Genomic DNA, 24,601 nt, shown 5'->3' with positions numbered 1-24,601 from the left:
GTGTATCGGCGCGACGAATTCTGCGCCCGAAGGGATATTCCATGCACGCCTATCGCAGCCACACCTGCGCCGCTCTGACCGCCGCCAACGTTGGCGAAACCGTTCGCCTGTCCGGCTGGGTCCATCGGGTACGAGATCACGGCGGCGTGCTGTTCATTGACCTGCGCGACCATTTCGGAGTCACCCAGGTTCTGTGTGACGGCGACAGTGCCGCATTTGCTGAGCTGGAGAAGGTGCGTTCCGAATGGTGCATCCGCATCGACGGCACCGTCAAAGCGCGCGACGCTGAGCTGGTGAACCCGAAACTGCCCACCGGCGAGATCGAAGTTTACGTGCGCGGGCTGGAAGTTCTAGGCGCTGCCGACGAGTTGCCGTTAATGGTGTTCGGCGATCAGGAGTACCCCGAAGAAACTCGCCTGCGCTATCGCTATCTAGACCTGCGTCGCGAAGCGATGCAGCAGAACATGACCCTGCGCTCCGACGTCGTCGCCTCGATGCGTCGCCGCATGTGGGATCAGGGCTTCCGCGAATATCAGACGCCGATCATCACTGCATCCTCGCCCGAAGGCGCACGGGACTTCCTCGTGCCGTCGCGTCTGCATCCCGGCAAATTTTACGCGCTGCCGCAGGCCCCACAGCTGTTCAAACAGCTGATCATGGTGTCGGGCTTCGATAAGTATTTCCAGATCGCGCCCTGCTTCCGTGACGAAGATCCGCGTGCAGACCGTTCGCCAACTGATTTCTATCAGCTAGACCTCGAGATGTCGTTCGTTGAGCAGCAGGATGTTTTCGACACGATCCAGCCTGTTCTGACCGGCGTATTTGAGGAATTCGGCGGTGGCCGCAAGGTCGATCAGGAATGGCCGCAGATCTCGTACAAAGACGCAGCGCTTTGGTACGGCAGCGACAAGCCGGACCTTCGTAACCCGATCAAGATGCAAGTTGTGTCCGAGCATTTCCGTGGCTCGGGTTTTGCGATCTTCGCCAAGCTGTTGGAGCAGGAAGGCACCGAAATCCGCGCCATTCCGGCACCAACTGGCGGTAGCCGCAAGTTCTGCGACCGCATGAACGCCTTTGCTCAGAAAGAAGGTCTGCCGGGTATGGGCTATATCTTCTGGCGCGATCAGGGCGAAGGGATGGAGGCCGCGGGTCCGCTGGCCAAAAACATCGGTCCTGAGCGCACTGAGGCGATCCGCCAGCAGCTGGGTCTGGGCGTTGGCGACGCGGCGTTTTTCCTGGGTGGCAAGCCAAAAGCCTTCGAAAAGGTCGCTGGAAAAGCCCGCGACGTGATCGGGGACGAACTGGGCCTGACAGAAAAAGACCGTTTTGCCTTTGCCTGGATCGTGGACTTCCCGATCTACGAACAGGATGAAGAATCCGGTGCGATCGACTTTGAACACAACCCGTTTTCGATGCCGCAAGGTGGTATGGAAGCTCTGCAGGGTAACCCCTTGGACGTGCGCGGCTATCAGTACGATCTGGCTTGTAACGGCTATGAACTGGTCTCGGGCGCGATCCGGAACCACAAGCCCGAGATCATGCTCAAGGCCTTTGAGCTGGCCGGCTACGGCGCGGATGAGGTCAAGAGCCGTTTTGGTGCATTGTTCAACGCTTTCCACTATGGTGCCCCGCCACACGGCGGTTGTGCCGCCGGGATCGACCGAATCGTGATGCTGTTGGCCGACGAAGCCAACATTCGTGAAGTCATGATGTTCCCAATGAACCAGCGTGCCGAAGATCTGATGATGGACGCTCCGTCCGATCCGACGTCGGATCAGCTAATGGAACTCGGTCTCCGCATCATTCCACAGGATTAACCCCAACCGCTCGCCTCAGGCGGGCGGTTTTCGTTTTGGGGTATCGCTTTTGGATCACCCTTCTTGCACCCTTTATATGGCACCAAACATCTGTTTGCGCGGCTGTTTTCAGAGTGGGGCTTGCCCGGAAAGCTACCCGAGCGGATTGCTTAATTGCTGACGCTTGGCGCGAATTCTCTGTGCTGTCCGTCTGGTATGACGATATGCCCAATAACACAGGAGAGAGGCAGTCACGAAATAGGCCGTCACCACTTATATTGCCTCCTGCCGTTGCAGCCGGTTTTGAACCAGCCCGGCAACCCGTGCCGCCTGAGCGGTGACCGGAGCACCCTGTGCCCGTGATGCAGCTAGTTTTTGAGCCGCTTCCGCTAGTACGGTGTCGTCAGCGTCCCGCGCGACACTGCTCAGAAACTGTACCGCGTAATCCAGCGTGCGATGATCAGTCGGACCGGTCAGAACATCCGCGACATGGGCCATGTCGTCCTGATATGCCAGCGGATCAGGGTTGATGGTGTCATCCCTAACGGCGCTCATCCCGCCCGGGCGCCGATCCGCGGGCAACAGTTCAAGAATTGCTGTCTGGAAATAAGCCAGAGAGGTCAGCGGTTTGGCCAAGAACCCATCCGCCCCTGCGCGCGTCGCCAGTTCTTCGGCCTCATCGTCGCCTGACAAACCCAGAATAACGCTGATCCGAGGGGCGGCGTGCGTCAGTTCGGAGATCAGATCCGCGCCAGAGCCATCAGGCAGGCCCATATCCACGATGATGATCGACGGACGGTAAATCTGCAGATGCCGCCGCGCCGATTTCAGACAATCCGCCCGCCGAATACGCGCGCCGCTGTGCAGGCACATCAAGCGGATGGCGTCACAGGCATACCGGCTGTCCTCGACCACAAGGATGGTCTGTCCCAGCAACGGCCGCAACGCTGTGGCAGAGGGGGCTTCGAATGGTCCCGAATCGTCCATGGCAGAACTCCTAAATAGCAGATGTCTCACGCTAGGAACTTCTGGCTAATACGGGGTTAACGCGCGTTTTGGCGCACTTGCCCTTTAGCTGGGCAACCCCCATAACCGCTGCAACGCAGAAACGAGGAGAGTTCCATGATCGGCCGCCTGAACCACGTCGCCATTGCAGTTCCAGACCTCGAGGCCGCGACGGCGCAATACCGAAACGCGCTGGGCGCCAAGGTCGGTGCACCACAGGACGAACCCGATCACGGTGTTACGGTCGTGTTCATCGAATTGCCGAATACCAAGATCGAACTGCTGTACCCGTTGGGCGAGGACAGTCCGATCAATGGCTTTCTCGAAAAGAACCCTTCGGGCGGAATCCATCATGTCTGTTACGAGGTCGAAGATATCATCGCCGCGCGCGACCACCTGAAAGAAACTGGCGCACGGGTTCTGGGTTCGGGTGAGCCTAAGATCGGCGCGCATGGCAAGCCCGTTCTTTTCTTGCACCCCAAGGATTTCAATGGCTGTCTGGTCGAACTGGAACAGGTCTGAGGCTACCCCATGACAATCACGGCCGCGCTGGTACTGTTCGCCGTCATCTGGTTCCTGACCTTGCTGGTTGTCCTGCCGGTGCGGATCAAGACACAAGGGGATCTGGGCGACATCGTACCAGGCACCCATGCGGGTGCGCCCGAAGTCCATCATTTGAAGAAAAAGATGTGGATCACTACTGGTATTTCTGTGGTCCTGTGGGCGATCATCGCAGGTATTATCCTGTCTGGCGTAATCTCCGTGCGGGATTTCGATTGGCTCAACCAGTTGGAGCCACGTGAATAGGCGTCAGGGTTTGGCTTCCGACAACCCGTGGTAAATATGCGTGAAGGTTGCCGCTCCGATGATCGGGATTACGAGGTTGACCAACGGTACTGACAGCGGGATGGCCATCAAGGTTCCGGCCAGCCAGATTGTCGCCGAGTGTTTGGCCCGCAATTTGCGTGCGCCTTCACGTCCTATCCTCCGCATCGCGGCAAGGGTGAAGTACTCTCGCCCCAGCAAAAAACCGTTCATGGCCCAAAAAATGAAGGGCGCAAGCGGCGTGAATATCGCGTAGAGGATCAGCGCCAGCAAGTTTGCTCCGATCAACACACCGAGAAAAGTTATGGTATCCCAAAGAGCATCGCCAAACGGAATACCGGGAACCTTCGGAAGACTTGGATAGTGCTTGTCTTCGACGGCTTGCGCGACTTCTTCCAAAAACATGGATGTGATGGCCGATGCAACCGGAACCATCAGGAACATCGGCAGGACCAAGACCAAAATGATGCCCGAGTAATTCAGCACATCGTTCAGCCAGGGCACCGCACCGACAATGGGCAATGAAATCTCATTTCCGGACAGCGTGTTTATCAGCCAGATTGCGCCGGCGCAGGCAACAATCAACAGAAGGATCGTGAGGCCGATGCCGCGCCAAAGGACGCCCCTGAATTTGGGGTCACCAATCTGTCCCAGTGCGGCAAAGAAGGCATTCAGGATGATCATTCCGAAAGCCAACTGGTCATAGCCGCGACATCAGGCCGAGGGCGTTCAGGTGGAGAGACGCCTTCCGTGGCGATGTGGATCAGCCCGGCGACTCGCTCATTCTCGGCCAGCCCAAACGCCTGTTCACAGAACCCTCTGTCGTGCGACTGCCAGCCGGACAACCAGTTCGCGCCCCACCCGGCAGCCAGCGCAGCGTTGAGCAGTCCCAGGCAAACGGCGCCTGCAGAATATGTCTGTTCGATCGCCGGAACTTTGTCCGAAGGTTTCTGAACTTCGATCACCGCCACTGCCAATTGACCCATGTCGAATTGGTTGCGTGCCTTGGCAATATCCTCCGGACTTTTTCCCAAGATAGCACCGCGCGTTTCCGTCAGCTCGGCCAAGCGCGGCATCGCGTCCTTTTCGAGAACAATAAACCTCCAAGGCTCCAACTTGCCGTGATCGGGGTTGCGTGCAGCTGCTGTCAGCAGCGGCAAAAGCTCGTCCCGTGTCGGGGCTGGGGCCACCAGCGTCTTAGCCGGGCGGGATCGGCGAGTCTGCAGAAATTCAAGCGCGGCGGGGGACTTCAGCGACATATGTTAACTTTCTTTACATGACCCGCTTGTATCTCGGTCGTACGGGGCTCCATTTCAAGGGCAAACTGATGGGATCGCACTGAGATTTTCAATCGGAAAACGTAAGGAAGCGCGTGTATGACCTAATAAACGACCGACATTTGGCCTGTGCACCAAATTTCCGCTCGCCCTATCGGTCACATGCTAATGCGGTCGTATAATTGGTTCTGGCATGGGCTTTCTAGCCACGACCAGTTTCGCGAACCTGATAAACGCCTTCGGGCAAATCCAGTGCCGCGGCCAGGTCGCGTACCTGTTCTGGTGATAGCGTGATTTTTTGGATCTTATCTGTGCGTGGGTCCAGCTGTTCCAGCGTTACACATTCTGCAAAGCTGTTGATGACGACGTCCTCTTGCAAAGGCTTGGGGCCTTCGTCAACCAGAGTGATAACCGTCGAGTCGAATTCATGCTCAATCGAAAACATGATCACACAGTGCAAGGCCATACCAGCTATTGCAACCCGTGTTGAACCAATTCGATGGTGGCCGAGCCGGAATTGCCGCGTTATGCTTGCCTGCCGGCAGGAGTGACTGGAAGGAAATCGAATGCACCGCCTTGCCCTGATGCTGGTTCTGTCCTTGGCGGCGTGTGGGTTTCCCTCGATCAAGGCCGTGCCGGCCAAAGACTGGCAGCCCAGCTCACCTGACTTACAGATTACGGCTCGAAATTTCGCCGAAGTCAGCCACAAGGTTGCGGACGCTGCCCGGACCGAATGTCGGCGCCACACCCGCGCGGTCAATTGTGATATCGGGATATTGGTCGATCTTAATCCGCGTGCACCTGCCAACGCCTTTCAGACGCTGGATGCGGACGGGCGCCCCGTCATCATCTTTTCGCAGTCCATGATCCGCTCAGCGCACAACTCGGATGAGTTGGCTTTTGTCATGGGACATGAAGCCGCGCATCATATCCTGGGTCATATTGACCGCCAGGCTGAAAACGCCAAGGAAGGCGCGCGCATCTTTGGAGATCTTGCCCGGACCTATGGCGAAGATGACGCTGGTATAGAACGGGCGCAAGAATTGGGTGCCGAAGTTGGGGTGCAGAGCTATTCCAAGGATTTTGAACTCGAAGCCGACCAGCTAGGAACGGTTATCACCTTTTCGTCCGGATATAATCCGCTGATCGGTATGAACTTTTTTCGTAGAATTCCGGACCCGGGTGATCGATTTCTGGCCACCCACCCCCCTAATGCCCAACGGGTAGAAGTGGTTCTGGAATCGGCGAAACAGCTGGGACTAATCCAATGACCCGCATGACCTGTTTGGGTGTGATCCTAAGTGATCGAGGGTCAAAATACGCGGTGACGGGTGCACCCGTTTCCTGCCGCGAGGATGTGGACGCGGTACTGGCGCAGCTGAAATCCGACAAGGCTTATGCCAAAGCCACGCACAACACCTGGGCGGCCATATTACCAACGGGTGCGCTCAAGGCGGATGATGGCGAATCCGGTGCCGGGATGGTCATACTGCGGATGATGCAGCGTGCCGGGCTTGAGGATCACGTCATTGTGGTGACCCGTTGGTACGGCGGAAAGAAATTGGGCGGAGATCGCTTTCGGCGCGTGCAGGACGCCACTCGAACCTACCTGGATCACCTCGAATCAGAGCATTGACCTGAGTCAAAGGCACGAGTCACTTGATGCAGTACCGTTTACGCAGACGCGAAACGGAAAGGAAACCGCATGCCCCGCCGCGAAACTTTGCGACATCACGCTGGTCTGGTGGATCAGATGGCCACAAAACTGGGCGTGGATTTGGAAGAAGCCGCCATTGGTGGCGCGCTGCGGGTGGATGACATCTCGGAAGCCGTTCTGCGGTGTACCGATTGTCCGAATCCAGGTCATTGCGAGGCTTTTCTGGCGCAGATGCACGCCAATCCCGAAGCGCCGGAGTACTGCCGTAACCGGGATTTGTTGGACCGGCTTGCGCCATAACGGAAAGGGGCCACCATGCCGCAACTCGGAGAGATCATGACCCATCTTCGTCTGGTGCTGCGAATGGGGCAGGCCACCGGAACTGACATTGTAGCCGCACACCGCAATGGCCACTTAAGTCAGAAGGAGTGGGCCGAGATGGTTCAGCATTGTCGAGGGTGTGAGTGGGCCAGCGCCTGCCCGGACTGGCTGGATAAAAACGACACCGTCCAGGATGTGCCGTGCAGCTGCCTTAATCAATCCTGGTTTGCTGCGCTGAAAACCAGAACGCCGCAGGTAAGCTGATGCCACAGAATTCGCTGGGTGATATCGAAAAACACTTTTGGCTGACTCGCTCGGTCGCTCGCTGTATGGGCATTTCGCTAAGCGAGGCCATGGTAGAAGGAAAGCTGTCATCCCACGATTATGCCGAGATGATTACCCGATGCCGCGCTGCGGACTGCAGTGAAAACTGTCAGTTTTGGCTGGCGGCACAACAGGCCCGCGCCCGGATCGCGCCTGAATTTTGCGTAAATGCGGAAACTCTGAACGATTTGATCTGAAATCTGTCAGAGGCGCGTATGACTACCGTCACACAGCGGTTGGGTCGCGGTTTGCTTGCAACCGCAGAAGAAAGCTTTCTTGCTTTCCTCTGCCTTGAATTTCACGGGCTCCAAGCCCGTGCCTTTATGTGATTCATCGCAAAACGGCTGTTTTTGTGATTTTCCGCAAGCGCACCAGAAATAGCTTTTGCCCTCAATCACCTCGACGGGAAACGGGGATTTCTGGGCGATGATCGGGGCGTCTGACATGTGGCTGCTCCGTCATTGGCTGGTATCAGCCCCTAGGATTAGGATAATTTCTCAAAATGAACAGCCTGCATTCGAAGACCCCCTGCAGGCGTGGTTTTGCCTTTAATCACAAGGTTGTGATTAACTTAGTTGCCAGAGTGCTGTCTTGGCCGTATTCTGATCTCGGCCCCGAAAAGTTGGGCAATATCAGAAAAGTAATAGAGGATTGAAGGACATGAAGCTGAAATTCGCTGCTATTTGTGCCACGGCCGTTGTATTGGCCGCCTGCTCGCAGCAGGAAGAACCGACCCCTGTTTACGTTCAGCCCGACTATGACAAATACGGCACGCCAAGCTGCTCGGCCGGCTATCAACTGGCCACGACGGAAGCTGGCCAGACCGTATGTAACCCGGTCACACAATAATCGTTTCGCAGGCGGCCCAATTGCGGGCCGTCTGCAAACATACTTTGACAGACCGCCCCCGGGGCGGTTTTTTGTTGTCTTATGTCCGCTATTGGTATTTGGGGGATTCCGTTGAAAAACTTCTTTGTTCGGCTGATTGACCGTACCAAGTGGAGCTGGCAGGGGCTGGTTGCAACGTTTCGCGAAGAATACTCGTTTCGTGTCTGGGTCTGGGCGAACTTGATTTCGGCAGTATTAGCCCTGTTGCTGCCAATTTCAGGCAGTATGCGTGCACTGATTCTGGTGTTGGGACTTCTGGTACTTGTGGCCGAGCTGTTCAATACAGCCATTGAACGCGCGGTGGACCACACCTCGACGGATCACCATAAGTTGGCCGGCCAAGCCAAGGACGCCGCCAGCGCCGCGGTTGCCTTGACGGCGGTTGCTGCCGGGGTCGCCTGGGTCGTAGCGTTGCTTGCGCTTACATGAACACTCGCCGCTAACTCTTAGACCTTCTCAGACAATTTTCCCCACAGGTCATATTCGCCGGCCTCGTCAACCTCGACCGTCACGATGTCACCGGGTTTCAATCCTTCAAACCCTTCATCAATGAACAGGTTGCCATCAATCTCGGGCGCGTCCGCTTTGGTTCGGCAAATTGCGGCCTCTTCATCGACGTCGTCAACGATGACTTCCAAAGTCTTGCCGACCTTTGCCGCCAACTTGGCCTCAGAGATAGACTGCGCCTTTTCCATAAAGCGGTTCCACCGGTCTTGTTTGACCTCGGCAGGGACATGATCGGGCAGATCGTTCGATCTCGCTCCGTCGACATTTTCGTACTGAAAACACCCGACGCGATCCAGTTTCGCTTCGTCCATCCAATCGAGCAGTGTCTGAAACTCAGCCTCGGTTTCACTGGGATAACCAACGATGAAGGTCGACCTCAGCGTGATGTCCGGGCACACAGACCGCCACGCTGTGATCTCGTCCAGGGTTTTGGCTGCCGCCGCAGGGCGCGCCATGCGTTTCAGCACGTCAGGATGGGCGTGCTGGAAGGGAATATCAAGATAGGGAAGCACATTGCATCCAGCATCGGCCATTAGCGGGATCAGCTCACGCACATGCGGGTAGGGGTAGACGTAATGCAATCGTACCCAGGCTTCGAACTGCCCCAACTCGCGGGCAAGATCGGTGATGTGGCTGCGGACCTCCCGATCCTTCCATGGGTTCAAATCGTATTTCCGATCCAACCCATAGGCCGAGGTATCCTGAGAAATCACGAGTAACTCTCGCACGCCATTGTCGACCAGTTTTTCTGCCTCGCGCAGCACGGCGTGGGCTGGGCGACTGGCTAGCTTGCCGCGCATATCGGGGATGATGCAGAACTTGCATTTGTGGTTACAGCCCTCTGATATCTTTAGATAGCTGTAGTGGCGCGGTGTCAGCTTCACACCCGAAGCGGGTAGCAGGTCCACATATGGATTCGGGTCTGGAGGCACGGCAGAATGCACGGCATCCAGCACCTGTTCATACTGATGTGGGCCAGTAACAGCGAGAATACGGGGGTGATGCTCGCGGATATAGTCAGGCTCCGCCCCCAGGCACCCGGTCACGATGACTTTGCCATTCTCGACGAGTGCCTCGCCAATGGCGTCCAACGATTCGGCTTTGGCGCTGTCCAAAAATCCGCAGGTATTCACGATCACGGCATCGGCCCCCGCATAATCGGGCGAGATGCCGTACCCTTCAGCACGCAGGCGCGTTAGAATGCGCTCGCTGTCTACCAGGGCTTTGGGGCAGCCAAGCGACACCATTCCAAGGGTCGGTTGGCCTTGTCTGGGCGCATCTGAGATCCGGGCGGCAGGCGCCAGGTCGGGGCGGAGGTTTGGCGGGTTCGAACTCATGTCGCGGCATATAGTGGGGAACGCTTCCCCTTGCAAATGTTGCCCGCGCAGGGCTGACTTGCACCAGAGCAGATAAGCCGAAAAGGCAGGTGGCGAAATATGAAGTGGCTGATACGAATCCTATTCATTCTGGTTGCAGTCTTTGGACTGGTTGTGGGGGCCTTGCTTTTGATGCCCGGCGACAAGCTGGGTGCCATCCTGGCCGAGCAGGTCAAAGCGCAGACAGGTCGAGATCTGACCCTGTCCGGTGACGTCAGCCTGTCATTCTGGCCAGTTCTGGGCATGGAAACCGGGCCAGTGACTTTTGGAAATGCGCATTGGGCCGGACCCGAACCGATGCTGAGCGCAGAGAGCCTTGCGGTTGGCGTCGACGCTTCGGCGCTGCTGGCCGGAGACCTGAAGATCAAGCGCGTTGTGGCCGACAACCCGGTTCTGCGCCTGGAACTGAGCGACGGTCGCGGCAATTGGGAACTGAGCGCCCCCGCCACGAACACCGGCTCGGTAACCGGCGGCGGTGCACCAGAGGCATCCAGCGCAGTTACCTTGGATCGTTTGGAGTTGACAGGTGCGCGCCTGATCTATGTCGAAAATGGCCAAACAAGTATGGACTTCGCGAATGTCGATCTGGCCGCGCGCTGGCCAGATGTCTCCGCCCCGATGGAATTGGAGGCCAGCATGCCTGTGCCGGGCGGCACCGTACAGGTGGATTTGAAAATACCGGATCTCCCAACTTTTGCGAGTGGCAGCGTCACTCCGCTGGAGTTAAGCATGACAGCACCGGGGGGCGAGTTCGGTTTTTCCGGGCGCGTGAATCTGACCGGCGAAATGGACGGAAAGACGACGGTTAAATCCACGAACACACATGCGATGTTGGCGGCTTTCGGTCAGAGTGGTGTCACCGTTCCAATGGGATTGGGCCGGGTCGCCGAAGTGAATGCTCAGATGACATACACCAGTGACGGCCAAATTTCGTTGCGGAACATGACGGCGAAACTGGACAATAACAGGTTGACCGGCGAGGCGGATATTGTAATCGCCGATCCGCCCCAGATCACGGCGCGGCTGAACGCTGGTGATCTGGACCTGACAAAGTCGCTCGCGGGTGGCACTGGGGGCGGTGGATCAGAAAGCTCTGCTGCGGCGCAAGGGTGGTCAAAAACGCCAATAGACGCTTCCGCACTTGCTTTGGCAAACGGCACAATCAGGCTGCAGGCCAGTTCGATCGCCTTGCCTGACCTGATGATTGGTCAGAGCGACCTGACCCTCAGCCTCGACCGTTCTCGCGCAGTTTTGAAGATGCATCCGGCGACGCTGTTTTCCGGGAAGTTGAACGGGCAGGTTGTCGCGAACAACAGGCGCGGGTTGTCAGTTGGCGGAAATCTGAAGGCTGATGGCATCGACATTCAGCAGGCGCTGAGTGCCTTGGGTGGAATCGAACGACTGTCGGGAACTGGGTCAGGCGCACTGGAGTTTCTTGGGGTCGGCCAGACCGAAGATCAGATCATGCGCTCGCTCAGCGGTAAGGGAAACGTCAATGTCGGCAGCGGCGTCATCTCGGGCTTTGATCTCGACCGGCTGATGGGGCGTGGCAAGGGGAAGGGCGGAACGACAGTGTTCAACAGTCTTACTGCCAGTTTCAAGATGGAGGGTGGCAACCTGACCAATAACGACTTGCTGATGCAGTTGGATAACTTCCGCGCTGACGGGGCAGGGCGTGTCGGGTTGGGTGCGCGCGATATCGACTATTTGTTCACACCGGTCGCTTTGCGGGCTAATTCCGGACAGGGGATTTCCGTTCCCGTTCGCATTCAGGGACCGTGGAGCAACCCTTCGATCAAGCCCGACCTTTCCAAGGTCATAGAAGCTGCCGCTGAGGGTAAGATCAAAGGGCTTGAGAATGACGCCAAACAAAAGGTCTTGGACAAAGTGGGTGATGAGTTGAACACCAGCATCACCGACAGCGAACAGATTGAAGACGCCATCAAAAACAAGCTTGAAGACGAAGCTAAGAAAAGCCTGCTAAAGCTGCTGGGCGGCGACTGAGCGGGGCGTCGGCTATTCTGCCCCGCCCCTTGATCTGCGTTCAGATGGTTTGATCGTAGTCGCCCACACCGGGTTCGGTGCGGATAACGGCGTCGATTTCGCCGAAGATCGCACGCATCTCGTCTTCGCTGTCACTGCTTTCGCAGACTACAACAAGATTTGGCGTGTTCGAAGATGCCCGCACCAGACCCCAGCTACCATTATCCAGAATGACGCGTGCACCATTTACCGTGACGACCTCTTTGATCGCACGACCTGCAAAACTGTCACCGGCCTCGCCCTTGGCAACCAGCTTGTCTACCAAACGTTGCAGAATGTCGTATTTCTCGGTGTCGGCAGCGTAAGGAGACATGGTCGGCGTCGACCACGTTTTGGGCAGCGCTTTGCGCAGGTCTGACATGCTTTGATCAGGGTTGCGATCCATCAGCTTGCAGATTTCGACGGCCACGCGCATTCCACAGTCGTAGCCACGCCCGATAGGTTCGGCCAGAAAGTAGTGCCCAGACTTTTCGAACCCGGCCAGCGCGCCGATTTCCTTGACGCGGCGCTTCATGTGGCTGTGACCCGTCTTCCAGTAATCCGCTTTCACACCTAACGCTTGCAACTCGGGATCGCTGGCGAAAAGGCCTGTGGATTTCACATCCGCGACAAAGGTTGAACCGGGATACAGCTTGGCAAGATCGCGGGCCATGATGACGCCCACCTTGTCGGCAAAGATCTCTTCGCCTTCGTCATCTACGACGCCGCAGCGGTCGCCGTCCCCGTCAAATCCAAGCGCCAGATCGGCGCCGCTGGATTTCACTGAGTCCGCCATGTCATGCAGCATTTCCATGGCTTCGGGGTTGGGGTTGTAGTTGGGGAACGTGTAATCCAGCTCATTATGGCTGGGCACGACTTCGACGCCCATACGTTCGAATAATTCGGGGGCGAAAGCCGATGCGGTGCCGTTACCGGTGGCACAAACCACCTTCAGCGGGCGGGACATTTTGAAGTCACCCACCAGATCGTCAAGATATGCTTCTTTAACGCCGTCCACGAATTCACAAGATCCGCCATCGCGCGCGACGCCTGCACCACTCAGCACTATGTCCCGCAATTCGGCCATTTCGTTCGGTCCGTGCGTGAGCGGGCGGTCAAAACCCATCTTTACACCAGTCCAGCCATTGGGGTTGTGGCTGGCGGTCACCATGGCCACAGCGGGCACGTCCAGATGGAACTGCGCAAAATACGCCATCGGGCTGAGCGCTGGCCCAATGTCCTTTACTTGAATTCCCGCCTGCATCAGCCCCACGATGAGGGCGTTCTTGATCGACACGGAATAGTCACGATAGTCGTTGCCCACTGCGATCACCGGCGCGATGCCACGTTTGTGCATCTGGGTACCCAGACCCAGACCAAGGGCGGTCATGCCGGGTAGATTGATCTCATCCGGGTATTTCCAGCGCGCGTCATATTCGCGAAAGCCAGTGGGCTTGATCATCGGGTCGCGCAGAAAGCTCCAGGTGTTTGGGGTCACCTCGGGAAGGGGTTTGATCATAACTATTCTCAATCGTTAAATCTTAATCGGATTTTCTTTGGCTAACGCATCTAAGCGCATCAATGTGTCAACAAGTTTTGGCATTTGATCCAGGTAGATCATATTCGGGCCGTCACACGGTGCATTGTCCGGGTCCTGATGGGTTTCCATGAAAACTGCGCCTGCACCAACAGCTACAGCCGCCCGCGCCATGACTGGGGCGAATTCACGCTGACCGCCCGATGAGCCGCCCTGACCACCTGGCTGCTGCACGGAATGGGTTGCATCCATCACCACCGGGTAGCCGGTTTGGGCCATCTGCGGCAGTGACCGCATGTCGGCAACCAATGTGTTATACCCAAAGGACGTTCCGCGTTCGGTCAGCAAAATATTCTGATTGCCGGTACTTTCGATCTTGGAGACGATGTTGGGCATCTCCCAAGGGGCTAGAAACTGACCTTTTTTTACGTTGATGACCGCGCCGGTGTTGCCCGCCGCCAGCAGCATATCGGTCTGACGGCAAAGAAACGCGGGGATTTGCAATACATCTACGGCCTCGGCCGCGATAGCGCATTGCGCCTCTGTGTGGACATCTGTCAGCACCGGGATTCCCATCGTTTTCCGAATGTCGTCCAGCACTTTGAGGCCCGCATCAATCCCCATCCCACGTTTGCCGGACAAAGAGGTCCGGTTGGCTTTGTCATAAGAAGCTTTGAATACGTATTGCGCGCCAGCAGCCTCGCACGCCTCTTTCATAGTGCCCGCAATCATCTGGGCATGGTCGGCTGTCTCAAGCTGGCAGGGGCCGGCGATGATAGTCAGCGGAAGATCGTTGCCGACGGTCACGTCGGAGATTTTTACATGTTTCATGAGTCTTACGAGGATACCTGTTCACGAAGGACCGACGCAGTAAGCGAGATCATGAGGTAGATACCAGCAAATAACAGGAATGCCAAAATCGTATTTTCGAACTTCCGCGGATAGCTGGGTTCTTCACTGGGAACAGGGTTCACAGACACGGTCAGATAGCGCACCTTTCGGTTGGCCTCGGTCCGCGTCGCTTCCATTTGCTGCATAGCGGTTTGCAGCATCATGTCGCGCGCGGCCAGGTCGGCCTGCGCCATCTGGATTCCCACACTTAACCGCGCAAGCGAGTTTTCGCCGGCAGAGGCATCCAGCATCTCGGCGTTCAACTCTTCTAGGACCGTTTCAAGCCGGGCGATGTCGCGGCTGACGCCGTCGACTTTGGCCTGGTTTGGGCGAAGGTTGTCCAGAAGTGCTGCCATTTGCAGTTCTTTGTCCTGCAATTCGAATTCAAACTGGTCAATGCGGGCACGCAGGCTGGCAATGACGCTTTGCGGATCTAGGATTGCGCCCTGCAATTGCAACTCGATCAGGTCTTCTTGTGCCTGCCTGCGGGCTTTTTGCGCGGACTCGAAACTTTCTAACGCGTCACGCATCTGATCTTCACGCTTTTTCTCGGACAGGGCATTCACCCGATCCTCGGCGTAAGAAATCAGTTTTTCAGAGAATATTGTTGCTGTGGCGGCGTCCGGCGCGGCCACTTCCATCCGGATTACGCCTTCGGTTGGGTCATAACCGATGGTGACCTTCCGCTTGTAGAGTTTGTAGGCATCTTCCAGCGTTGCACCCGTAGCAAGCCGCTGTACCGGGTCGATCCAGTCCTGCTTGAACACATCCGAAAACCCTGCATCACGATCCAGAGACAGAAGCGCCTCCTTCGATTCAAGGAAAGACTGGACCGAGATCGAATCCTGCGTCGTTGCAAACTGCGTGCCTGCCAATAGCCCGCCGATCGACCCCGGCCCACCATCCGCCTGAAGGATCAGAAACTCTGAATCACTGGCATACATCGGGGTCGCCACACGGTAGAAATAGAAACCGACAATCAGCGTCGGTAGCATTACAAAAGCCGCCAGCCTTGCAAAAAGGCCAAAAAGCTTGCGCCGTCTGCGCCGGGCGATGTCTTTCTGAATCTGTCCGATTTCGTACTCGCGGCGCTGTGCCGGGCTAAGCTCCGGACCGGGCAGGTTTTCAGGTTTGCTGGGGATCGTTTGTGGCAGCTGAACTTTTACTTTGTCCTGTGCCTCGGACGCGGGCTGGTCATTGGCCGCAAGGTTCAAAAGGTTCATACGCTGAAACGGATCGATCCCATTTTCGCGTAGTAGGCGCACCGCGTCATAGTCCGACGTAGCGGCCAGTCCGTTTTTCTGCGCCAATCGCCGCGCTACCCGCAATTGGCGACCGGTCAACCCTTCGCGCTTGATGGCGCCCAGATCGGTCGAGGGTTTCGCATTTTCAGCCGCCTCTTGCGCCTGTCCCTGAGTCGCGCGCCGAATCCGAGAGATGGCGTCAGAGCGCGCGTCTGCCGTTCCTTTGCCTTGCGGCTTAGGGTTTGGGTTGTATTTCCTAGCCTTGGGTTTGGTAGTCATATAACTGTTTTGCCTCTTCCAAGGTTTCAAACATGTAAAGCTGTCCGTCCACCAGAACGGCAGCCTGCCGGGCGAACTTCTCCAGAACCGCAGGGTTGTGGGATACAATCACCAGCGTCGTCGTGCGCAGCCGGTCACGCAGAATGTCCCCTGCCTTCTTGTTGAACTCGACATCCGTGGTCGCGGGCATCCCTTCGTCGATCAGGTACATGTCGAAATCCAACGCCAACATCAGCGCAAAGGTGAACCGGGCCTTCATACCAGCGGAATAAGTGCCCAGAGGTTGATTGAAGTATTCCCCCAGATTGCACAGCCAGTTGCAATATGCTTCGACATAGTCGGGGTCCATACCGTAGATTTTCGCAATGTACCGGGCGTTTTCCAATGCGGACAGGCGTTTGGATACCCCGCCGGTGAACCCCATCGGGAACGATACACGGCAGTCGCGGCGGATTACGCCTTCGTCGGGTTTTTCCAGCCCGGCCATCATGTTGATAAGCGTGGTTTTACCCGTCCCGTTCGGGGCCAGAATACCAATGGATTTGCCCAGCTCGACACGAAAAGACACCTGATCCAGGATCACCTTGCGGCGCGTCCCGGTCCAGAAGGATTTGCTGACATTTTCGAATTCCAGCATTTGTGACCTGCTCAGTCTTTCGTCTTGCGTCGGCTGAAATGCATGAGTGCTACCGATCCATATTGGCGACATTATGTCGAATTATGAAACAAATGATCAATGCATCCGCTGACGTTATCACGCAATGTGTGATGTTGAAGGCAAATAGCAGGTGTTGGACACATTGCCGAACATGCCTATCTTTTCTGGAAATTCAATAAAACGTCGAAGGATCGGATGAATTCACTGCACCGGGAAATTGAGGCCTGCCAACTGTGCGCCGACAGGTTTGCGAAAACTGCGACCGCGCATCAGCCGCGACCCGTTGTCTGGTTCCGCTCAGGGGCACGCATCCTGATCGCGGGTCAGGCGCCCGGTGCGCGGGTGCACGAGTCCGGACGTCCCTTTACCGACCCCTCGGGCGACCGATTGCGGGCGTGGCTTGGGCTGGACGAGGTCGGGTTCTATGACCGGTCGGTGGTCTCGATCGTGCCAATGGCGTTTTGCTTCCCCGGCTACAATGAACGCAATGCGGATCTGCCACCCCCGTCTTTGTGCCGTCGCACCTGGCACAACCGAGTGATGGAGGAATTGGGGGATGTGCCGCTGACCGTGCTGGTCGGCGGGCACGCGCACAAATACCATCTTTGTGTGAAAACACCGGTTACGGAAACGGTTCGGAATTGGCGGGACCATGCGCCGCGGGTCTTTGCCTTGCCTCATCCGTCCTGGCGGAATACGGCTTGGCTGAGGAAAAACCCATGGTTCGAGGCCGAATTGGTGCCGGTTCTGCGTGCCCGGGTGCAAGAGGTGCTGAATGACTGATGCCACGGCCTTGGATGCCGCACACGCCGCAATGCAGGCGGATCCACAAGATGATGCGGCCCGATTGCGTTTTTTTGAGCGTCTGGCCGACAGTGAACTATTCCTGATGCTCGCCGAAGAGGCGCAGGATGAAAACATCACGCCCGAGTTGTTCGATGTCGCCGATGGTCGTTTTGTTCTGGCCTTCGACCTTGAGGAACGACTGGCTCAATTCGCCGGTCGTCCGGTTCCTTACGTGGCCCTCTCCGGGCGGGTCCTGTCGTCAATGCTATCCGGGCAGGGCGTCGGCTTAGGCTTGAATCTGGATGCGGCGCCGTCGTCGATGTTGATCCCCGCAGAGGCTTTGGGCTGGCTGTCGGATACGTTGCAGCATGGGCCCGAGGAAATACGACGGCGCGTTGCAGAATTCCTGTCGCCGACGGGCTTACCTGACAAACTGCTGTCGGCATTGGACGTCAAACTCGCAACCGCCGCAGGTCTGGCGACCGCTGCCTTTCTTGTCGGTACGAAATCCGAAGACGGCGGCCACGGTCACTTGCTTGGGTTTGTTTCAGCCGTGGAAGGCGCAAAACCGGCACTAGCCCAGGCCGTGTCCGAGGCCGTGACATTTTCCGGGATCGAGGCCGGAGCGCTGGATGTCGGTTTCTTCGAGCCCGAAGATCCGACGACTGCAGCGTTGGCCAAAGTGGGCCTGCGGTTTGACTTGCCGCAGCCTCATGCGCCAAATGTAGAGAGAGCCGCCCCAGGCAGTGATCCGGAACGGCCCCCAATTCTCAGGTAGTCAACTCTGCTGTTCAGTCCGCCGGTTCAAGCTTGTCCTGAGTGCGGGTTTCAAAATCGCTGGCGTCATGGCGTTCATGCAATTGCGTGTGGGGTTCGCCAAAGGAACGGTTGACCATACGACCGCGCTGAACGGCGGGACGGGCGTCGACCTCTGTGGCCCAGCGCACAACATTCTTGTAGGAATCGACATCCAGGAACTCTGCCGCGTCGTAAAGACGGCCAAGTACCAGCTGCCCATACCAAGGCCAGATCGCCATATCGGCAATGGAGTAATCTTCGCCCGCAATAAAGGTCTTTTCGGCCAGCTCTCGATCCAGCACGTCCAGCTGACGCTTTGCTTCCATCGCGAAACGGTCAATTGGATACTGCCATTTTTCGGGCGCGTAGGCGTAGAAATGACCAAATCCACCGCCCAGATAGGGCGCGCTGCCCATCTGCCAGAAAACCCAGTTCATCACCTCTGTGCGCTTGGGGCCATCCTTTGGCAGGAACGCATCGAACTTTTCGGCAAGATGAAACAGGATCGAAGCGCTTTCGAACACGCGAACCGGTTTCTCACCCGACCGGTCCCAAAGGGCCGGGATTTTGGAGTTGGGATTGGCGCCCACAAAACCCGATCCAAACTGATCGCCGTCGCCGATATTGATTAGCCAGGCGTTGTACTCGGCGTCCTTATGCCCAAGGGCCAGCAGCTCTTCCAGCATGACCGTCACCTTGACGCCGTTGGGTGTCGCGAGCGAGTACAATTGCAGAGGGTGCTGACCGACAGGCAAGTCCTTGTCATGAGTGGCGCCTGCAATGGGCCGGTTGATATTGGCAAAGCGCCCGCCGCTTTCGCTGTCCCAAGTCCAGACCTTCGGGGGAGTATAGGTGGATTGTTCGCTCATCTTCTGCCTTTCGTATCAGTGCCGAACCATGCGGCGGCTGCATGCACAGCTAATATTGCAAAAGGTAAAGTCCAACCCCGGATGGGGAACTGATTTTGTAACAATACCGGGCACAGGCCTCACGTTTCTTCGTGGGATGTCACACCACCGCGAGCGGTACTACGAAGTGATCCAAAATCGCATATTGTCTTGCCAGTCCCGCCACAACGGCGCCCCAGACACAGTTGAGACAAAAGGATCGACCACATGAAACGATTTGCCCTGACCTTTGCGGCGGCTCTGGCCCTAGCCGTTCCTGCCTTTGCCGGAGATCAATACATCGACGGCACGGGCTTTGCCGTATCAGGCTATGATGTTGTCGCTTATCGCGGCCTTGATCAGGTGGCAGTCGGCCAGACGCAGCCTGCTCCAGTCCGTGGTCATTCCAATATCACCGCAGATTACAATGGTGCCACCTGGGCTTTTGCGACTGAAGAAAACCGAGACAAATTCTTGGAAAATCCTGCGTACTACGCTCCGCAATATGACGGCCATTGCGCCTATGGCGTTTCGCGCGGCGGTAAAGTCCCAGCCAACCCGAACCTGTGGCGGATCGTTGATGACAAGTTGTACCTGAACATTACCGACGTGGTGGTGGGGTTCTGGGAGGAAGACGTCCCAGGCAACATCAATCTGGCTGAAGGAAACTGGCCGGGGATCGAACCTGATGCTGCTTCGACCAGCGTAATCCCGAAATTCACCTCGGAAGGCCCAATCGCCAACTAACGCGATACCAACCAAAAAAGCCCGGCTGAATTCAGCCGGGCCTTAGTGGCAGATGGGCACAACCCCCTTCAACTGGCAAGCCAGTAGTCATCTCGCATCTGCTGGTTCGCTTTGAATTTGATTTTAACGCTGCGAGCACCGGGAAATTTCCGTTCTCGGATCGTATCCGGAACAACAACTTCGCCTTGCCCCGAGTTCTTTGATTCAAACGTCAGAATTTCTGCCCCTGTCTTTCGCGAATCTGCCAGAACCGAGGTCGGCAACGCCACGCGATTGGGACCCGTGCAGACAGGTGTCTTTACAAAATAAGTCAGATCCCGGCCGAAACAGCCAACTGCGTCAGGCACGTGATCCGCGACCGGATCAGTGTCTGAGCTGTTAGAATCATCTGTCGCACCGCCCAGCGTTGAATGATCCAACAGCGCGTGATCCGGGTTCAATAGATCCCGGCACGCCTCGAGAACGTCCTCCGTCAACTCGACCACTCGTTTTCGCAATTTCGGACGGCGCGGCTTTGCGGTCCCGGAACGGTTTTTGCCCGCCAGGCCCTCTTGTCGCAGAAAATCATATGCAGATTTCGCGCGCGAAAATCCGGAATAGTCGCCTCCGGTGTGATCAGGGTGGGCATGAAAGGCCACATTTCGCCATGCCTCACGAATATCGTCGGCACTGGCGCTTTGGTTGAGGCCCAGCTCTTGCAACGCTTCGGCCCGAGCCCTGATCCTGTTTACTGGCTCCATACTCACAAAACTCGTTAAAAACTACACTCGCACCACTTTGCGAACAGTCACTTTTTTGTCAAATTTTTCTGGGTATTAGCGTGTTTTGAGTTAACAGTCCGGCAAGGCGATCCGAAATTGTTGCCCAGTATCCTTGCACCGATGAGGATTCAGTTCCGCCACATTCCGCACTGAAAACGCCCCGATCAAAACAAGATTGAGCGGGGCGTCGAGTATTGGAGGCCGGAATTCGGGTCAGGCCACGTTCTGCAAATCAGCCCGCGGAGTGATCCCCAGCGCAAAACACACATCGCGCGTCAGTTCGGGGCGATTGAGCGTGTAGAAATGCAGCTTGTCGACGCCGCCTTCAATCAGATCCGAACACAGCTCGGTGCATATCGCAGTGGCCAATAGGTCTTCACGGTCATCTCGCACGGCTTTTTCGAATGCCTGGTCCACCCAAGTCGGAATACGCGTGCCGCAGCGTTCTGCAAACTTGCGCGCGCCCTTCCAGTTTTCGATCGGCAGAATGCCCGGCACGATGGGTTTGTCGATTCCGGCTTTGGCACAGGCATCACGGAACCGAAAAAACGTCTCGGCCTCGAAGAAGAACTGCGTCAATGCCTCGTCTGCACCTGCATCCAGCTTAGCCTTCAGCCAATCAATGTCGGTGCGCGAGTTTTGGGCCTCGGGGTGAATATCGGGATAGGCGCCGACCCGAATGCTGAACATTTCGGTTTCAGCCAACGCGGAAATCAGTTCGACCGAGTTTGAAAATCCTTCAGGATGCGGCTCAAAGCGATCCTGCCCTGATGGCGGATCACCTCGCAGAGCGACGATATCCTGAACGCCAGCTCGAGCGAACGTATCGGCGATTTCCAGCGTTTCCTGACGCGAGGCGTCGACGCAGGTCAGATGGGCCGCGACTGGCAATCCCGAGGATTTATGGAGCGTGGCGACTGCGTCTCGTGTCAGTTCGCGCGTTGTACCACCTGCGCCGTAGGTCACGGAAACAAACCGGGGCTCTAACGGGGCAAGCGTTTGAACCGTATCCCAAAGGCGGAATGACGCCTCCAGCGACTTGGGCGGGAAGAACTCGAAGGAAATTTCGGGCTTAGTCATCGGTGCCTCTTCAACAACAGAACTATTCCCTTGTGACACTCTATGCATTGTGAGACAAACTCATATTATTCAAGAACAACATGAGCTACGTGAGAAATGCATATCGAATTCCGCCACCTTCGTACCATCAAAGCTATCCACGAATGTGGCGGTTTGGCCCGTGCAGCGGACCAGCTGAACATAACGCAATCGGCATTGAGCCATCAGATCAAAGGCTTGGAAGATCAGGCCGGGGTTGAGCTGTTCCTGCGCAGGTCCAAGCCGATGAAACTGTCCGCTGCCGGTTTGCGCCTTTTGCGACTGGCCGAACAGATTCTACCTCAGGTCGAAGCGATGCAGGATGAGTTTTCGTCACTTCGTGATGGGCGGACAGGGCGGATGCATATCGCCATTGAATGTCATGCCTGTTTCGAGTGGCTGTTCCCGGTGCTGGAATCGTTCCGCAAATCCTGGTCCGACGTGGATGTCGACATTCGCCCCGGCTTGGCGTTTGACGCCTTACCTGCGCTTCAGAAGGAAGAAGTGGATCTGGTCGTCTCATCGGACCCTGAGGATTTACCCGGTGTCGAGTTTGTCGAGCTTTTTGACTATAACGCCGTGTTCGTGGCCGCTTCGACTCATCCGCTGGCCGATAAATCCTTTATCGAGGCCGAGGACTTCCGAGGTCAAACACTGATCACCTATCCGGTTGAGCGGACACGTCTGGATGTGTTCAGCCAGTTGTTGATCCCCGCTCGCGTCGAACCCGCGTCAATCCGGCAGGTTGAGTTGACCGCAGTGATCTTGCTGCTTGTTGCTTCGAACAGGGGGATTTCGGTCCTCCCGGATTGGGTCGTGCGAGAAGTCAAATACAGCTCGGACTATGTCACCCGCCCGCTTACAAAAGAGGGAATTACCCGCAGGTTGTACGCCGCCGTCCGGACCGAAGACCTTGAAAAACCCTTTGTGCAAGAGCTGGTAAAACTGGCCCGATCCGAGGCGCGCAAGCTGCAGGCGCAATAGGATCAGGGCAGGGCGCTAAACGCGGGGCTGTTATGCACATCATTCCTCTTGGCAAGGGCGCAATGCACCAGTATACGCGCGGTTTGACCGGACAGGAGCCTTTTGACAATGGTTGGCAGTGCAAATCTCAACATCATGATGAAAGCCGCGCGTAAAGCGGGGCGGTCTTTGGTCAAGGACTTCCGTGAAGTCGAGAACCTGCAGGTGTCGATGAAAGGCGCCGGTGACTTTGTCTCCAAGGCCGATATTGCAGCCGAGAATATCCTGAAAGAGGAACTGCTGGGTGCCCGTCCGACCTATGGTTGGCTTGGCGAAGAAGGTGGTGGTCAGGACGGCGAAGACCCGACCCGCCGCTGGATCGTAGACCCGCTGGACGGAACCACGAACTTCCTGCACGGCCTTCCGCATTGGGCGGTTTCAATTGCGCTGGAGCACAAGGGCAAGATCGTCGCCGGTGTAATTTATGACCCGGCCAAGGACGAGATGTTCTTTGCTGAAAAGGGCGAGGGCGCGTGGATGAACGACATGCGTATTCGGGTTTCTGGCCGTCACCGCATGATCGAGTCCATTTTCTCGACGGGTTTGCCGTTTGGCGGCCGGGCCGACTTGCCGGCTACGCTGCAGGATCTGGCGCGCCTGATGCCTGCATGTGCAGGGGTGCGTCGCTGGGGTGCTGCTGCTTTGGACATGGCTTACGTCGCTGCGGGTCGTTACGAAGGCTTCTGGGAGCGCCGTTTGAATGCCTGGGACTTGGCCGCCGGTATCATAATTGTCAAAGAGGCGGGTGGTTTCGTGCAACCGCTCAACCCCGAAGGCAGCGTGTTGGAAGACGGCGAGGTGATCTGCGCCAACGAGCCGATTTTTGACACCTTTGCCAAAGTCATCCGGGGCTGACATCCAGATACACGTACTGAACAAGCGCGCCCCAACGAGGCGCGCTTTTTTAGTTTTAGAGGGTCGCGCGTTGCGCCAGCCCGGCCTCATCCGCCAGCCGGGCGGCCACGGAAGCAACGGCAAGGTCCTGAAGGCCCACACCGGTCCCATCAAACAATGTGACCTCTGTTTCATTGGTGCGCCCCGCGTGATCTCCATTGATGACAGCGCCAATTGAAGTGATCTCGTCCGCAGAAAGATCGCCTGAGCCCACCGCGTGTTGCGCCTCACCAATGGTGACGGATTGCGCTACCTCGTCGGTGAACACAGTGGCCGCGGCGACAAGGGCTGGGTCGACCTCCATCTTGCCTTTGGTGTCTGTGCCCATGCAGGCCAGATGCGTGCCGGGTTTGATCCAGTCTTTCATCAAAAGCGGCTCAAACGCCGATGTGATAGTGATGATCACATCCGCTTGCGCGCCCAGTTCCTGCTGGCTCACGGCTTCGAATTCCAGACCGATCTCTTCGGCGACCGCCGCCAGTCGGGGCAGCATGTCAGGATGCGGGTTCCAGGCCACGACTTTCTCGAACGCGCGCTGCTCGGCAGCGGCCCGCAGTTGGAACGTGGATTGGTGCCCGGCTCCGACCATGCCCAGCACCTTGGCGTCTTTGCGGGCCAGATGTGCAATCGACACCGCCGAAGACGCAGCTGTACGTAAAGCCGTCAGGTAATTGCCACCGACCAGAGCGGACAGACGGCCCGTGTCCGGATCGAACAGGAACACCGTGGATTGATGGTTTGTCAGCCCCTTGTCGGCATTTCCGGGCCAGTATCCGCCGGATTTCACACCCAGAACCTGACCATCGCGATCAAACCCGGACTTGAAGCCGTAAAGGGCATCTGCATAACCCAGTGCCTCGCGGACGACCGGAAAGTTGCGCGCCCCGCCGCTGGCCATAGCGCCAAATACGGATTGCACAGCATCAAAAGCTTGTTCCCGACCGACCAGCTGTTGGCAGAGGTCTTCGCCCACAATCAGCAGGCCATCTTGGGTGTTCAT

The 24,601-nt window shown here is 57.0% G+C and carries 30 protein-coding genes; 16 read left to right on the top strand and 14 right to left on the bottom strand.

Annotated features, from left to right (window positions below; all coding sequences use genetic code 11):
* Positions 1-41 precede the first annotated feature (41 nt).
* Positions 42-1,817, top strand: a complete 1,776-nt coding sequence (gene aspS, locus AC2TDA_RS13775) for an aspartate--tRNA ligase (RefSeq protein WP_480848610.1) — start codon at positions 42-44, stop codon at positions 1,815-1,817.
* Positions 1,818-2,069: 252 nt separating this feature from the next.
* Here aspS and AC2TDA_RS13770 read toward each other — a convergent pair whose 3' ends face one another.
* Positions 2,070-2,783 (bottom strand): response regulator, encoded by a 714-nt coding sequence (locus AC2TDA_RS13770; RefSeq protein ID WP_480876809.1) that lies wholly within the window; start codon positions 2,781-2,783, stop codon positions 2,070-2,072.
* A 135-nt stretch (positions 2,784-2,918) separates the two neighbouring features.
* Between AC2TDA_RS13770 and mce the strand changes: the two genes are divergently transcribed.
* Entirely contained in the window at positions 2,919-3,323 is a 405-nt protein-coding gene (gene mce / locus AC2TDA_RS13765) for a methylmalonyl-CoA epimerase (RefSeq protein WP_480848607.1), read from the top strand.
* Between the two features lie 9 nt (positions 3,324-3,332).
* Positions 3,333-3,608 carry a DUF1467 family protein gene (locus tag AC2TDA_RS13760; RefSeq protein ID WP_480848606.1) on the top strand — a complete coding sequence of 92 codons (276 nt, stop codon included), beginning with the start codon at positions 3,333-3,335 and terminating at the stop codon, positions 3,606-3,608.
* Positions 3,609-3,611: 3 nt separating this feature from the next.
* On the opposite strand, the gene AC2TDA_RS13755 is transcribed toward AC2TDA_RS13760, so the two are convergent.
* From AC2TDA_RS13755 to AC2TDA_RS13745, 3 genes are all read right to left on the bottom strand, one after another.
* Entirely contained in the window at positions 3,612-4,310 is a 699-nt protein-coding gene (locus tag AC2TDA_RS13755) for an EI24 domain-containing protein (RefSeq protein ID WP_480876806.1), read from the bottom strand.
* On the bottom strand, positions 4,307-4,885 hold the full coding sequence (locus AC2TDA_RS13750) for a nitroreductase family protein (protein WP_480848603.1): 579 nt from the start codon (positions 4,883-4,885) through the stop codon (positions 4,307-4,309). The genes AC2TDA_RS13755 and AC2TDA_RS13750 overlap by 4 nt, the downstream gene beginning before the upstream one ends.
* Positions 4,886-5,105: 220 nt before the next feature.
* Positions 5,106-5,348, bottom strand: coding sequence for a hypothetical protein (locus AC2TDA_RS13745; RefSeq protein ID WP_480848602.1), 243 nt, complete (start codon positions 5,346-5,348; stop codon positions 5,106-5,108).
* A gap of 121 nt (positions 5,349-5,469) precedes the next feature.
* Here AC2TDA_RS13745 and AC2TDA_RS13740 point away from each other — a divergent pair, with 121 nt between their 5' ends.
* The 5 genes from AC2TDA_RS13740 to AC2TDA_RS13720 all read left to right on the top strand — a co-directional run bounded on the left by AC2TDA_RS13740 (position 5,470) and on the right by AC2TDA_RS13720 (position 7,402).
* A complete protein-coding gene (locus AC2TDA_RS13740) occupies positions 5,470-6,174 on the top strand; it encodes a M48 family metalloprotease (RefSeq protein WP_480876804.1) in 705 nt (234 codons plus the stop codon).
* The gene (locus tag AC2TDA_RS13735; protein WP_480876801.1) at positions 6,171-6,539 is read left to right on the top strand and encodes a YigZ family protein; all 369 of its coding nucleotides are present in this window, start codon (positions 6,171-6,173) and stop codon (positions 6,537-6,539) included. Before AC2TDA_RS13740 ends, AC2TDA_RS13735 begins: the two co-directional genes overlap by 4 nt.
* Before the next feature lie 69 nt (positions 6,540-6,608).
* Positions 6,609-6,860 (top strand): DUF6455 family protein, encoded by a 252-nt coding sequence (locus tag AC2TDA_RS13730; protein ID WP_480848597.1) that lies wholly within the window; start codon positions 6,609-6,611, stop codon positions 6,858-6,860.
* 15 nt (positions 6,861-6,875) lie between these two features.
* The gene (locus AC2TDA_RS13725; RefSeq protein ID WP_480876798.1) at positions 6,876-7,145 is read left to right on the top strand and encodes a DUF6455 family protein; all 270 of its coding nucleotides are present in this window, start codon (positions 6,876-6,878) and stop codon (positions 7,143-7,145) included.
* Positions 7,145-7,402 (top strand): DUF6455 family protein, encoded by a 258-nt coding sequence (locus AC2TDA_RS13720; protein WP_480876795.1) that lies wholly within the window; start codon positions 7,145-7,147, stop codon positions 7,400-7,402. Before AC2TDA_RS13725 ends, AC2TDA_RS13720 begins: the two co-directional genes overlap by 1 nt.
* A 6-nt stretch (positions 7,403-7,408) precedes the next feature.
* Here AC2TDA_RS13720 and AC2TDA_RS13715 read toward each other — a convergent pair whose 3' ends face one another.
* Positions 7,409-7,651, bottom strand: coding sequence for a CDGSH iron-sulfur domain-containing protein (locus tag AC2TDA_RS13715; protein ID WP_480876792.1), 243 nt, complete (start codon positions 7,649-7,651; stop codon positions 7,409-7,411).
* A gap of 214 nt (positions 7,652-7,865) precedes the next feature.
* Between AC2TDA_RS13715 and AC2TDA_RS13710 the strand changes: the two genes are divergently transcribed.
* Positions 7,866-8,054, top strand: a complete 189-nt coding sequence (locus AC2TDA_RS13710; RefSeq protein WP_480848591.1) for a hypothetical protein — start codon at positions 7,866-7,868, stop codon at positions 8,052-8,054.
* Between the two features lie 111 nt (positions 8,055-8,165).
* Complete coding sequence (locus tag AC2TDA_RS13705) at positions 8,166-8,522, top strand: diacylglycerol kinase (protein WP_480848590.1); 357 nt, start codon at positions 8,166-8,168, stop codon at positions 8,520-8,522.
* A gap of 17 nt (positions 8,523-8,539) precedes the next feature.
* Here the strand turns inward: AC2TDA_RS13705 and rimO are convergent, their stop codons facing one another.
* A complete protein-coding gene (gene rimO, locus AC2TDA_RS13700; RefSeq protein ID WP_480876789.1) occupies positions 8,540-9,937 on the bottom strand; it encodes a 30S ribosomal protein S12 methylthiotransferase RimO in 1,398 nt (465 codons plus the stop codon).
* 99 nt (positions 9,938-10,036) lie between these two features.
* Between rimO and AC2TDA_RS13695 the strand changes: the two genes are divergently transcribed.
* Positions 10,037-11,980, top strand: coding sequence for an AsmA family protein (locus AC2TDA_RS13695; RefSeq protein ID WP_480876787.1), 1,944 nt, complete (start codon positions 10,037-10,039; stop codon positions 11,978-11,980).
* A 40-nt stretch (positions 11,981-12,020) separates the two neighbouring features.
* On the opposite strand, the gene AC2TDA_RS13690 is transcribed toward AC2TDA_RS13695, so the two are convergent.
* The 4 genes from AC2TDA_RS13690 to AC2TDA_RS13675 are packed head-to-tail and all read right to left on the bottom strand — an operon-like array spanning position 12,021 to position 16,586.
* Positions 12,021-13,517: a phosphomannomutase/phosphoglucomutase gene (locus AC2TDA_RS13690; protein WP_480876784.1), complete on the bottom strand. Its 1,497-nt coding sequence runs from the start codon at positions 13,515-13,517 to the stop codon at positions 12,021-12,023.
* A gap of 15 nt (positions 13,518-13,532) precedes the next feature.
* Positions 13,533-14,366, bottom strand: coding sequence for a 3-deoxy-8-phosphooctulonate synthase (gene kdsA / locus AC2TDA_RS13685; RefSeq protein WP_480848585.1), 834 nt, complete (start codon positions 14,364-14,366; stop codon positions 13,533-13,535).
* A 5-nt stretch (positions 14,367-14,371) separates the two neighbouring features.
* Positions 14,372-15,949, bottom strand: a complete 1,578-nt coding sequence (locus AC2TDA_RS13680) for a KpsE/RkpR family capsule polysaccharide export protein (protein WP_480876781.1) — start codon at positions 15,947-15,949, stop codon at positions 14,372-14,374.
* Positions 15,927-16,586 carry an ABC transporter ATP-binding protein gene (locus AC2TDA_RS13675; protein WP_480848581.1) on the bottom strand — a complete coding sequence of 220 codons (660 nt, stop codon included), beginning with the start codon at positions 16,584-16,586 and terminating at the stop codon, positions 15,927-15,929. The genes AC2TDA_RS13680 and AC2TDA_RS13675 overlap by 23 nt, the downstream gene beginning before the upstream one ends.
* A gap of 216 nt (positions 16,587-16,802) precedes the next feature.
* Here AC2TDA_RS13675 and AC2TDA_RS13670 point away from each other — a divergent pair, with 216 nt between their 5' ends.
* Complete coding sequence (locus AC2TDA_RS13670) at positions 16,803-17,390, top strand: uracil-DNA glycosylase family protein (protein WP_480876779.1); 588 nt, start codon at positions 16,803-16,805, stop codon at positions 17,388-17,390.
* Positions 17,383-18,171, top strand: a complete 789-nt coding sequence (locus AC2TDA_RS13665) for an SseB family protein (RefSeq protein ID WP_480876776.1) — start codon at positions 17,383-17,385, stop codon at positions 18,169-18,171. Before AC2TDA_RS13670 ends, AC2TDA_RS13665 begins: the two co-directional genes overlap by 8 nt.
* A gap of 13 nt (positions 18,172-18,184) precedes the next feature.
* On the opposite strand, the gene yghU is transcribed toward AC2TDA_RS13665, so the two are convergent.
* On the bottom strand, positions 18,185-19,060 hold the full coding sequence (gene yghU / locus AC2TDA_RS13660; RefSeq protein ID WP_480876773.1) for a glutathione-dependent disulfide-bond oxidoreductase: 876 nt from the start codon (positions 19,058-19,060) through the stop codon (positions 18,185-18,187).
* Between the two features lie 246 nt (positions 19,061-19,306).
* On the opposite strand from yghU, the gene AC2TDA_RS13655 reads away from it, so the two are divergent.
* Positions 19,307-19,825, top strand: coding sequence for a YHS domain-containing (seleno)protein (locus AC2TDA_RS13655; protein ID WP_480848573.1), 519 nt, complete (start codon positions 19,307-19,309; stop codon positions 19,823-19,825).
* Positions 19,826-19,893: 68 nt separating this feature from the next.
* On the opposite strand, the gene AC2TDA_RS13650 is transcribed toward AC2TDA_RS13655, so the two are convergent.
* Both AC2TDA_RS13650 and metF read right to left on the bottom strand, forming a co-directional pair.
* Entirely contained in the window at positions 19,894-20,565 is a 672-nt protein-coding gene (locus tag AC2TDA_RS13650) for a J domain-containing protein (protein WP_480876770.1), read from the bottom strand.
* Positions 20,566-20,799: 234 nt separating this feature from the next.
* Positions 20,800-21,666: a methylenetetrahydrofolate reductase [NAD(P)H] gene (metF, locus tag AC2TDA_RS13645; RefSeq protein ID WP_480848569.1), complete on the bottom strand. Its 867-nt coding sequence runs from the start codon at positions 21,664-21,666 to the stop codon at positions 20,800-20,802.
* 96 nt (positions 21,667-21,762) lie between these two features.
* Here metF and AC2TDA_RS13640 point away from each other — a divergent pair, with 96 nt between their 5' ends.
* Positions 21,763-22,668 (top strand): LysR family transcriptional regulator, encoded by a 906-nt coding sequence (locus AC2TDA_RS13640; protein ID WP_480848567.1) that lies wholly within the window; start codon positions 21,763-21,765, stop codon positions 22,666-22,668.
* A 108-nt stretch (positions 22,669-22,776) separates the two neighbouring features.
* Positions 22,777-23,562 (top strand): inositol monophosphatase family protein, encoded by a 786-nt coding sequence (locus AC2TDA_RS13635; protein WP_480848566.1) that lies wholly within the window; start codon positions 22,777-22,779, stop codon positions 23,560-23,562.
* 55 nt (positions 23,563-23,617) lie between these two features.
* On the opposite strand, the gene bhcD is transcribed toward AC2TDA_RS13635, so the two are convergent.
* Entirely contained in the window at positions 23,618-24,601 is a 984-nt protein-coding gene (gene bhcD / locus AC2TDA_RS13630) for an iminosuccinate reductase BhcD (protein WP_480876767.1), read from the bottom strand.

The organism is Ruegeria sp. HKCCD6426, from assembly GCF_057221115.1.
The sequence above is the reverse complement of the archived record's forward strand: the minus strand, read 5'-3'. Positions and strand labels throughout refer to the sequence as shown.